The sequence below is a fragment of the Flavobacterium aerium genome, from assembly GCF_030766725.1.
Taxonomy (GTDB): domain Bacteria; phylum Bacteroidota; class Bacteroidia; order Flavobacteriales; family Flavobacteriaceae; genus Flavobacterium; species Flavobacterium aerium.
The window spans coordinates 82,982-94,478 of the sequence record NZ_JARQWR010000010.1; the positions used below are offsets into that span (position 1 = coordinate 82,982).

Genomic DNA, 11,497 nt, shown 5'->3' on the forward strand with positions numbered 1-11,497 from the left:
TAAGATTTATTAAAACTAATTTTTTATCTTTTTTCTGCTAAACGCAATAAATACTGCCCGTATTCATTTTTCTTCAGTGGAGTAGCTAACTCAATTAGCTTATCTTTGGAAATATAGTCCATTTCATAAGCTATCTCTTCTAAACAGGCTACTTTTAATCCTTGTCTTTTTTCAATAGTTTGAATAAAATTTGAAGCTTCTAAAAGAGATTCATGTGTGCCTGTATCTAACCAAGCATACCCTCTTCCCATTAATTCAACTTTTAAGTTTTTTGCTTCTAAATATTCTTGGTTTACAGTCGTTATTTCTAATTCTCCTCTATGACTTGGTTTAATCGTTTTAGCGACATTAACAACAGAGTTAGGATAAAAATACAATCCTACAACGGCATAATTACTCTTAGCCACAATAGGTTTTTCTTCAATGCTAATTACGTTACCTGATTTATCGAATTCAGCAACTCCATATCGTTCTGGGTCTTGAACATAGTATCCAAATACAGTTGCTTTTTTTTCAACAACAACATTTTTCACTGCTGTTTTTAACAATTCTGTTAAGCCGTGTCCATGAAAAATATTATCCCCTAAAATCAAACATACATCATCTGAACCAATAAATTTTTCACCTATAATAAAGGCTTGAGCTAAACCATCTGGACTCGGTTGTTCAGCATACTCAATTTTAATACCAAAATCTTCTCCATTACCTAATAAATTTTTGAAATTCGGTAAATCATGTGGAGTGGATATAATCAAAACCTCATTAATTCCTGCTAACATCAAAACGGATAAAGGATAATAAACCATCGGTTTATCATAAATTGCCATTAATTGTTTTGAAATAGATTTTGTTAAGGGATATAATCGTGTCCCAGAGCCTCCAGCTAATATAATTCCTTTCATACTTTTATCTTATTGTAATAGTCCTGATTAAAAATCTTATTTATTTGAATATTGGTTTTGATAATAGGCTTGGTAGTTTCCGCTTGTTACATTTACTAACCATTCTTCATTTTCCAGATACCAATTTATAGTTCTTTCTAGTCCTTGTTCAAAAGTAACGGATGGTTTCCATCCTAATTCTTTATTAATTTTTGAGGCATCAATAGCATATCTTAAATCATGCCCTGGACGATCTTTTACATATGTAATTAGTTTAGCTGATTCACCAGTAGCTCTACCTAATTTTTCATCCATAATTTGGCATAATAATTTCACCAAATCAATATTTTTCCATTCATTAAATCCACCAATATTATAAGTATCATGATTTTCTCCTTTATGGAAAACTAGATCTATTGCCACTGCATGGTCTTCAACAAATAACCAATCTCTAGTGTAATTTCCATCACCATAAACAGGTAATGGTTTATTATTAATTATATTATTAATAAATAAAGGTATTAATTTTTCAGGAAAATGATTTGGTCCATAATTATTGGAACAATTTGTAATCACATATGGTAAACCGTAAGTCTCCCCATAAGCTCTAACAAAGTGATCCGAGCTTGCTTTTGATGCAGAATAAGGTGAATTTGGATCGTATGCAGTAGTTTCAGTGAACAATCCTGTAGTACCTAAAGAGCCATATACCTCATCGGTACTAATATGATAAAAACGCTTACCTTCAAAATTACCTTTCCATAATTTTCTAGCTGCGTTTAATAAATTCATTGTTCCAATTACATTAGTTTTCACGAACTCTAATGGATCTTCAATAGATCGATCAACATGCGATTCAGCAGCTAAATGTAGGACACCATCAAATTGATGTTCTGCAAATAATGTGTTTACAAAATCCTCGTCTACAATATCTCCTAAAATAAAATTATAGTTTGGAGCATCTTCAATATCTTTAAGGTTTTCTAAATTCCCTGCATATGTCAATTTATCTAAATTATAAATTTGATATTCTGGGTAATTATTCACAAATCTTCTGACAACGTGTGAACCTATAAATCCAGCTCCTCCAGTAATTACAATTTTTTTCATATAAAATTTTATATTTTTTTTATCTTAATGTCCTAAACTCAAAAATATCTTTTCTCAAAATTACAATTGTAAAAAAGCTTGCAAAGGTAAGATATTAATTTAACACTTTAACACTCTTTTCACTATAGCTTCCCACAATTTACAGTATTCATGAAAGGCTTTATTTTTAACATTTATTTTTCTCTTTATTATTATATAAGCTATAATCTGCCATCAACTTTCTTTCGGATAACACCTTTAACATCATATATAATACTTTTTTCTTTTCTAAAATCATCTAATTCTAATTCTAAAAAAGCATTATGAGCTACCCCTAATACTATTGTATCAAACTTCTCAATAGGTAAATTCTGTGTTGTCAATATTTTATATTCTTCAAAAACTTCTTGCGGACTAGCCCAAGGATCGTAAACCGTTATATTGATACCATATTCTTTTAATATCGTAATCATATCAATGATTTTTGTATTTCTTACATCTGGACAGTTTTCTTTAAATGTAATTCCAAGCATTAATAGATTTGAGCCATTAACCATGATTCCTTTCTTTATCATCAACTTTACGACTTGTGAAGCCACATATTCTCCCATACTATCGTTAATTCGACGTCCTGCTAAAATAATTTCAGGAAAATATCCTTGTTCTTGCGCTTTTTGTGCAATATAATACGGATCTACACCAATACAATGCCCACCTACCAATCCTGGTTTAAAAGGTAAAAAATTCCATTTTGTACCGGCTGCTTCTAACACTGCATGGGTATCAATATCAAGCACATTAAAAATTTTAGCTAGTTCATTCATGAAAGCAATATTAATATCACGCTGAGAATTTTCAATTACTTTCGCCGCCTCTGCAACTTTTATCGTTGGAGCCAAATAAGTTCCTGCTTTTATCACTGACTTATACAATGCATCAACTTTTAAGCCTATTTCTATTGTTGAACCTGCTGTTATTTTTAATATATTTTCTACTGTATGTTGTTTATCTCCTGGATTAATCCTTTCTGGTGAATAGCCTGCAAAAAAATCTTCATTAAACTTTAATCCACTAATTTTTTCTAAAACCGGAACGCATTCATCTTCTGTAACTCCAGGATAAACAGTGGATTCATAAATAACAATATCTCCTTTACTTAATACTTTTCCTACTGTTTCACTGGATTTGTATAAGGGTCTCAAATCAGGCCTATTGTGTTTATCAACTGGTGTAGGCACAGTAACTATATAATAATTACAATCTGAAATATCTTGAATCTCTGAAGAACAAAACAGGCCATTATCTTCTGATACAGAATCGACCAATACAGATTGGAGAATCTCATCTTCTATTTCTAATGTTGTATCTTTCCCTAAGCGCAGTTCATTGATTCTTTCAATATTAATATCAAATCCTACTACTGGATATTTTGTAGCAAATAAGCGCGCCAATGGCAAGCCTACGTATCCTAGTCCTATTATAGCTATTTTGATATTCATCTTATAATTTCTAATTTTTATTAAATCAAACTTCTATTCTAACAACAATCTTAATTCTTATCGTACACCGATTGCTTCATATACAAATCCAATCTCTTTCATTTTATTTGCATCTAAAATATTTCTACCGTCAAATACAAACGCTGGTTTTTTCATACTAGTGTATATTTTCTGCCAATCGTACGATTTAAATTCATCCCACTCTGTTAATATTGCTATAGCATGAGCGTCTTTACAGGTATCAAGTACGTTTTCTTCTACTGTGACACTCTCCTTATTTTCTTCTATTGAGCGCGTATTTAAATAGTTCAGGTCTGAAAAAACTTGTGCCTCTTTTACTTTAGGATCATATACTGAAATCTTAGCTTGTTCAGCTAATAAATCGTCGGCCACAAATATCGCAGCTGACTCTCTGGTATCATTTGTATCTTTCTTAAACGCCCAACCTAAAAAAGCGATTTTTTTATCTGATACTGTATTATATAATGTGCGAACAATATTACGGGCAAATCTTCTTTTCTGATGATCATTCATAATTACAACTTGCTCCCAATAGTCAGCCACTTCATGTAATCCATATGATTTTGCGATATAAACTAAGTTCAAAATATCTTTTTGAAAACAAGAACCTCCAAAACCAACAGATGCTTTTAAAAACTTAGACCCGATACGCCCATCCATCCCAATAGCTTTTGCTACTTCATTTACATTGGCTCCAGTTTTCTCGCATAATTCTGACAATGCATTGATTGAAGATACTCTTTGTGCTAAAAATGCATTTGCAGTTAACTTCGACAATTCAGATGACCATAGATTTGTCGTTAATATATTTTCTCTTTCCACCCAAGTTGCATACACATCAACTAATGCATTGATTGCTTCTTGCCCTTCAACAGATTCATCTCCTCCAATTAATACTCTATCTGGATTTAATAAATCCTCAACTGCTGTTCCTTCTGCCAAGAATTCAGGGTTGGATAGTATTTGAAACTGAACTCCATTACCTGTATTGTCTAATATATTTTTAATTGCTTCAGCAGTACGTACTGGCAATGTTGATTTTTCAACAACAATTTTATTGGTCTTAGCAATTTTAGCAATTTGTCTTGCACATAATTCTATGTATTTCAAATCGGCAGCCATTCCTTTCCCTACTCCGTACGTCTTTGTTGGTGTATTTACTGATATGAATATCATTTCGGCCTCATCTATTGCTTTTTCAACATCTGTAGAAAAGAATAAATTTCGACCTCTTGCTTCAGCTACAATTTCACTTAATCCAGGTTCATAAATTGGTAAATTATCTATATTTTTATCATTCCACGCTGCTATTCGATCAGCATTTAAATCCACTACCGTCACCTTAATATCAGGGCATTTCTTCGCAATAACTGCCATTGTAGGCCCTCCTACATATCCTGCACCAATACAACAAATCGACTTTATTTTCATATAAGAAAATTAATTTTAAAATAATATATGTATTTATATACTTTAACAAAAGTAATACTTTAGGTATTCAAATACTAAAATTTGATTTTGAGTATTACATCACAAATCTAATCAACCTACTTAATTTCATTATTTTAACTCACAAAATGAGAACAAATAGTTTGAATAATGTTATTTTTAGCGTTATTTTTGAGTGATAATTATTACATTGAACTCAAAAAACCAGAATAAAAGTCATTAAAATCTCATTTTGAACAAAAAAATATTCCTTTTTTTATTATTCTTTTCAAATATATTCTATTGTGCAGCACAAGATGATATTGTAATTGAATATTATCATACTTTACAAGACACTCTTCTATCAAGCGAAATTAGTCAACAGAAATTCATTCCTTACAAGCAGAATAATATACAGCCTCGATTTTCTAATGCTGGTATTTATTGGTTCAGAATTAAGGTCAACAAGCCTACTTCTTCCTCACAATATATTATGCAAATCACTAACCCTCGTTTGGATAGTGTTTATTTATATAAAAAATGGTTTAACAAAACTATTCTATTGGGTGTGGATGGGAATAATTTCAAACAAAGCGACACTTCTTCTTATTTAAGATATGTACAATTTAAATTAGGTAAAAATCCAGATGTTTTTTATTTAAAGACATCCTTTAAAAAAGACATTAATCTCCCCATACATATCAAAACAGAATACCAATCTCACAAAGACAATCAGTTTGATTTTTTTATTTTGGGTTTGTATTATGGCTTCGCAACAATGATCTTATTTGTTAATCTATTTTATTACATCACCTTAAAAGACAAAAAGTTTCTTTATTACTGCTTTTTCCTCATCACTATAGTATGTGCTGTTATGTATACTGATGGAATGTTAATTTATATTACTAAAAATCATTGGTGGTTGAATCACGGTGAAATTGTTTTCCATCTTTCCGTAGGTATTACGGGGACTATTTTTGCTACAGCATTCCTTGAATTAGAAACATTTTATCCAAAACTTAAATGGCTCGCCTTATTATTAGTCATTTTTATCATTACCGCTTTTAGCTTTTATGTTTCTAATCATAAATTATCTTCTTTTATGATTGGGGAAATAGGCATTATTACATTAATTACACTATACTGGGTAATTGGATTAACGTTAGTAAAAAAGCACTTCTTTTCTCGTTTTTTCGTGATTGGATATGGTTTAATTCTTTTTGTGTCTTTCGATTTTTTTATTGGACGCGCATTCGGATTCAATTTTTTAAAAATGAGTCAGGATCAACTTAAAATTGCAAGTAGTTTTGAAATCCTCATATTATCTTGGACTATTTCTTATCGGGTCAAATTAATGAAGAAAGAAAATAGTTATTACCGAGATGAAATCAATAAGTATATTCAACAAGCAATGCAAAATGAAAACAATCAGGAAGTAGATAAACCAATTGTCGTATTGGATAGCGTTCGTCATAAATTTAATTTGACGGATCGGGAACTTGAAGTTTTAAACTGCATTGTTGAAGGATTAACTAATACCGAAATTGCAGATAAATTATATCTTTCTGTAAATACTATCAAATATCACACTCGAAATATTTACGAAAAACTGAATATTAAAAACAGAACTCAAGCGGTGGCAAAAATTCACGAAAACCCAAATTCTTTACAAAAATAATCGTTTTTTACGCCTTTTCCCCTCAAAACTACCCATATGGGTGGGATTAAAATTTAATAGTTAGAATACATTTGTGTGGAATTATAAACAACAGAATTTCATTTGCTGGTTATATCCCCGATTATTTTGAGATATTCTAACTCTTAATATTCAATCAGCTTTTCGTAATTCTGTTTGTTTATAACCACACCCAGAATTATTCCTATGATTATTGTAGTGCCCCCCCGATCATCTGTTTTAATAATAGGGTAATTTATCAAATACAATATTTACTAAAAAGCAAATATTGTATTTGGAGGTTGTGGTCTAATTAGAAGATGGACTTAGATTTTCTTTACAAATAAATCTTATTTTTTTAACGAATTTTCAAAAGGAACTCTGTGTAGAATACTTCTGCCTAAAGTAACTTCATCTGCATATTCTAACTCGTCTCCTACAGATATCCCTCTTGCAATTGTGGACACAATAACATTCGATTCGCCAATCTGCTTATAGATATAGAAATTAGTAGTATCTCCTTCCATTGTAGAGCTTAATGCAAAGATTATTTCCGTGACATTACCGCTTTTTATCTTATCTACTAAGGATACTATATTTAATTGATGTGGGCCAACCCCATCAATTGGAGATATTTTACCTCCCAAGACATGGTAAGTCCCTCTAAATTGCCCTGTATTCTCAATTGCCATTACATCTCGAATGTCTTCTACAATACAGATTAGTTGATGATTTCTATTTGGATTAGCACAGATTTCACAAATCTCTACATCTGATATATTATGACAGTTTCTACAAAACATGATGTCTTCACGCATGTTCAACAATGCTTGAGTCAGTAATGATGTTTGCTCTTTTGGTTGCTTCAATAAATGTAACACTAAACGCAATGCAGTACGTTTACCAATACCTGGCAATTGTGACATTTCATTTACAGCTCTTTCTAATAATTTTGATGAAAATTCCATCTTCCAAAATTAATCTTTTTTGATTATTTCATTATTGATAAACGTGATTATTTAGACAAAAAAACATCTATTTTATTCTCTATAAATAAGTTGGTTTTTTTGTACTTTGCCACACATAAAATTAAGCCTTGTATGCAGCCATTTACTATACTAACGATTATTATTATTTATTTTGGACTCTTGCTTTTCATTTCAAATGTGATTAGTAAAAAAGACCATGGTAATGAGGCTTTTTTTAAAGCTAATAAAAACTCAAAATGGTATTTAGTTGCCTTTGGTATGATTGGAACTGCCTTATCAGGAGTTACCTTCATTTCTGTTCCTGGTGAAGTTGGCTCTCCAAATGGGGAACAATTCAAATATTTCCAATTCGTTTTAGGAAATGCTATTGGATTCATCATTATTGCAAAAGTATTACTCCCCCTTTACTACCGAATGAATCTAACCTCTATTTATGGTTATATTGAAAGAAGACTCGGTACATATAGTTATAAAACGGCTGCAACTATTTTTCTAATTAGTAGAACTATTGGTTCTGCTTTTAGACTCTATTTAGTAGTTATTGTATTGCAGCGTTTTGTTTTTGATTTTTATGGAATTCCCTTTTGGCTTACCGTATTAATTTCTTTAGGTCTTATTTTCGCCTATACTTATAAAGGAGGCTTAAAAACTATTATTATCACGGATACTCTACAAACATTCTTCTTAGTAAGTTCTGTTTTCTTTACAATTTATTTTATCTGTGATAGTTTAGATTATAATATTCCAGAAGCTTTTAAAGCTATAAAAAACAGTAATTACTCTAAGATATTCTTTTTTGAAGATTTCATGGGTAGTCGATATCACTTTGTAAAGCAGATCTTAGGTGGGATTTTTGTAACTATCGCAATGGTTGGTCTGGATCAAGATTTAATGCAAAAAAATCTTAGTTGTAAAAATATCGGAGAAGCACAAAAAAACATGTTTACTTTCACTGGAATATTTGTTGTGATAAATCTTTTCTTCTTAAGTGTTGGAGCCTTACTCTATATTTATGCTGCAAAATATGGCATTGAAGTTCCTTTGGACGCAGCAAGTGGAAAGCCAAGAACTGATCTTTTATTTCCAGAAATCGCCTTTAATCATTTAACGATTATTCCTTCAATTGTCTTTTTATTAGGATTAACTGCCGCAACATTTGCAACAACAGATTCAGCCTTAACAGCCCTTACAACATCTTTCTGTGTGGACTTTTTAGGAATGGATAAAACAGAGAACTTAGCGAAACCGAATATTGTCCGTACACGACATCTTGTACATATTTCTTTTTCATTCTTAATGTTTCTGGTAATTATCATTTTTAACGCCATTAATGATGCTTCGGTCGTGAGCATGATTTTCAAAATAGCTTCGTATACCTATGGCCCATTATTAGGGCTTTACTCTTTCGGTTTATTCCTAAAAAGAAGGACAGTTTATGATAAAACTGTCCCTTTTATAGCAATATTAGCACCTGCACTAACTTTTGTCTTGAGTAAATATTCTACTGTATTTTTTGGAAATTATACCTTTGACAATGAGCTTATCATTGTAAATGGACTAATTACTTTCCTCTTATTACTTATTGTGAGTAAACCGACAGTAGCCGAAAAATTGTAGTTTAATATTGATTTGTCGTTAACAAAACCAAAGTACAAGCTACTTCAGCTTTAATTCCGTTTGGAGCTAGTAACTGATAAAACTCAGGATTTTCAGTACCAGGATTAAAGATGACTCTTTTAGGCTGAAGTCCTATTATGTAATTATAATATTCTCTTTGTCTTGTTGGATTAACATACAGAGTAACTGTGTCAATACCTTTAAAAGGTACCGCTTTTGTTTGAATTTTAATTCCTGCTACTTCTCCTTCATTTTGTCCTATTGCAACTGTCGAATGTCCTTTATCAACTAGCATATTAATCGCTTTGTAAGCATATCGATCTTCCTTTGTAGTAGCGCCGAGAACTAATGTCTTTTTATTTTTCATTTTAATTTCCTTTGGAACAAATTTACTATATTTTACTACTAAGGCTATTCATTTTTCATAAATTATAACAATCTATTTACTAAACACATAATCCATCGGTAATAAATCACCTGCTTTAAGACTTCCAATATAGGTTCCGAAAACTACTCCTGTAACTGGAGTATAATTCCCGTTTTTATCTACATATATTTCTGGTTGAAGAAAATCCATAATGGATACATTTCCTGCGTCATATCGAATATGAAAATATTCTTTTATCCATACATAGCCTGGTTTGGATTGTGCTATCATTCTTTCACTCTCTGCTAAAGTCAATGAAGTACTTCTTTTCTCCTTTTTCGGCAATCCAATGATCTTAATCTTCTTTCCTTCTAATGTATCCGATGTTTTAAAATAATTCTTAGGATCGTCCTTGAACCTATTTACATACAACTCAAACTTTTCACTTTCCCAGCTTTCTTCTGCAATTGTTTTCATCAAATGATTTGCGGATCCTAAATAGGTTTCTTTTCTTTTTTTAACTGCCGATTTACTTCCTTTTGAGACATCTTTAAAAAACGTTGTGCCCAAATAAACACTTTGTATTACATCAAACGAGGCTAGACTAGTTGCAAAATACTTCACTTCAAAATAGGAAAGATCAAAGAGAATTTCATATTCTAATTGCTTATTTATAATCTTGAGTGGACTTCTAGCACTGGCAGTTAATGTATTCGTTTTTACATCATACTGAACATTGATATCGTCTTCATTCAATATTTTGCAGGATTTGGCTGTCTTAGAACTACCTAAAAAATATTCTTTAAAAGCTTGTAGCATTTTTTTACGACTGAAAGGACCATTGCTCACCATTACTTCTTGTAAGGCAACCAAATCTTCCTTCATGTAAACTTTAAAGGATTTACCTTGATTGGCCGCTTTATCGACTGTAAGGGTTTCATATCCGACAAAACTAAACACTAACGTGTTTTGTGTTTTACCACTTAATGCAATAGCAAAATATCCTTCATTGTTTGTCATTGTACCGAATGTGGTACCGTCTAAATAAACATTTGCTCCTTCAATTGGCTTTTTTGTAACTTCATCATAAACATACCCACTTAAGGTTTGTGCTGTTAATGACCCAAAAAACAAGAGACATAGTAGTAATAAAAAATTCTTCATCAAGTAGATATAAAAAATAAATGTAAGAAATCTTCTTAATTTCCCGCTGATAATGATTATTTATTTTTAAATTTACTTTACCCCCACAACTGAAGACTAATTTTACCTCAAAAACATGGAACTTTTTTTCTACTTATTTGCCGCGCTTTTCTCAGTCATCAATCCGTTAGGAACCTTACCCATATATGTAGGTCTTACCATGGAAGAATCAAAGGCTGAACGATCTCGGATTTCACTTTGGACAGCAATCAATGTTTTGATTATTTTGATTATTTCATTCTTTATGGGGAAATATGTTCTGTCATTTTTCGGAATCAGTATTGATGCTTTAAGAATCGCTGGGGGGCTTATTATCGTTACTTCGGGTTTCTCTCTATTGACTGGTAATTTCAAAAAACACAAAGGAATTGATAAACGCGTTGAGGAAGACGCCGAAAAAAGAAGTGATATTGCTTTGACTCCACTTGCCATTCCGATGTTGGCTGGTCCTGGATCTATATCATTATTAATTACTTTTTATCAAGAGTACCAAGAAGTACAAGAAAAAGTAATCGCTACACTTGCCATTGTTGCAGTAGCTTTTGTGATTTTTATTATTTTAAAAAGTGCTCATTATATTGTCAAAATACTAGGAGCATCTGGAATAAATGCAATCTCAAGAATTGTTGGTTTTATTGTTATCGCTATAGGGATAGAATACATCAGTAGTTCTGTTGTAAATATTTTAAGAACGATAGTACCTAATTAATGTTTTAATTGTTTTACTA

At 31.3% G+C, this 11,497-nt stretch carries 10 protein-coding genes; 3 read left to right on the forward strand and 7 right to left on the reverse strand.

Going from position 1 to position 11,497, the window contains the following annotated elements; translation table 11 throughout:
• Positions 1-23 precede the first annotated feature (23 nt).
• From rfbA to P6733_RS14060, 4 genes are all read right to left on the reverse strand, one after another.
• Entirely contained in the window at positions 24-902 is an 879-nt protein-coding gene (gene rfbA / locus P6733_RS14045; RefSeq protein WP_306353563.1) for a glucose-1-phosphate thymidylyltransferase RfbA, read from the reverse strand.
• Positions 903-938: 36 nt separating this feature from the next.
• Positions 939-1,991: a dTDP-glucose 4,6-dehydratase gene (gene rfbB, locus P6733_RS14050; protein ID WP_306353564.1), complete on the reverse strand. Its 1,053-nt coding sequence runs from the start codon at positions 1,989-1,991 to the stop codon at positions 939-941.
• Positions 1,992-2,191: 200 nt separating this feature from the next.
• Positions 2,192-3,469: a nucleotide sugar dehydrogenase gene (locus P6733_RS14055; RefSeq protein WP_306353565.1), complete on the reverse strand. Its 1,278-nt coding sequence runs from the start codon at positions 3,467-3,469 to the stop codon at positions 2,192-2,194.
• Between the two features lie 57 nt (positions 3,470-3,526).
• Positions 3,527-4,921: a UDP-glucose 6-dehydrogenase gene (locus tag P6733_RS14060; RefSeq protein ID WP_306353566.1), complete on the reverse strand. Its 1,395-nt coding sequence runs from the start codon at positions 4,919-4,921 to the stop codon at positions 3,527-3,529.
• A 250-nt stretch (positions 4,922-5,171) separates the two neighbouring features.
• On the opposite strand from P6733_RS14060, the gene P6733_RS14065 reads away from it, so the two are divergent.
• Complete coding sequence (locus P6733_RS14065) at positions 5,172-6,596, forward strand: 7TM diverse intracellular signaling domain-containing protein (RefSeq protein WP_306353567.1); 1,425 nt, start codon at positions 5,172-5,174, stop codon at positions 6,594-6,596.
• 347 nt (positions 6,597-6,943) lie between these two features.
• Here P6733_RS14065 and recR read toward each other — a convergent pair whose 3' ends face one another.
• Positions 6,944-7,561, reverse strand: a complete 618-nt coding sequence (recR, locus tag P6733_RS14070) for a recombination mediator RecR (protein ID WP_306353568.1) — start codon at positions 7,559-7,561, stop codon at positions 6,944-6,946.
• Between the two features lie 132 nt (positions 7,562-7,693).
• Between recR and P6733_RS14075 the strand changes: the two genes are divergently transcribed.
• On the forward strand, positions 7,694-9,199 hold the full coding sequence (locus P6733_RS14075) for a sodium:solute symporter (protein ID WP_306353569.1): 1,506 nt from the start codon (positions 7,694-7,696) through the stop codon (positions 9,197-9,199).
• A 1-nt stretch (position 9,200) separates the two neighbouring features.
• On the opposite strand, the gene P6733_RS14080 is transcribed toward P6733_RS14075, so the two are convergent.
• On the reverse strand, positions 9,201-9,566 hold the full coding sequence (locus P6733_RS14080; RefSeq protein ID WP_306353570.1) for a CoA-binding protein: 366 nt from the start codon (positions 9,564-9,566) through the stop codon (positions 9,201-9,203).
• A gap of 72 nt (positions 9,567-9,638) precedes the next feature.
• Positions 9,639-10,730, reverse strand: a complete 1,092-nt coding sequence (locus tag P6733_RS14085) for a carboxypeptidase-like regulatory domain-containing protein (RefSeq protein WP_306353571.1) — start codon at positions 10,728-10,730, stop codon at positions 9,639-9,641.
• A 115-nt stretch (positions 10,731-10,845) separates the two neighbouring features.
• On the opposite strand from P6733_RS14085, the gene P6733_RS14090 reads away from it, so the two are divergent.
• A complete protein-coding gene (locus P6733_RS14090; RefSeq protein WP_306353572.1) occupies positions 10,846-11,478 on the forward strand; it encodes a MarC family NAAT transporter in 633 nt (210 codons plus the stop codon).
• Positions 11,479-11,497 lie beyond the last annotated feature (19 nt).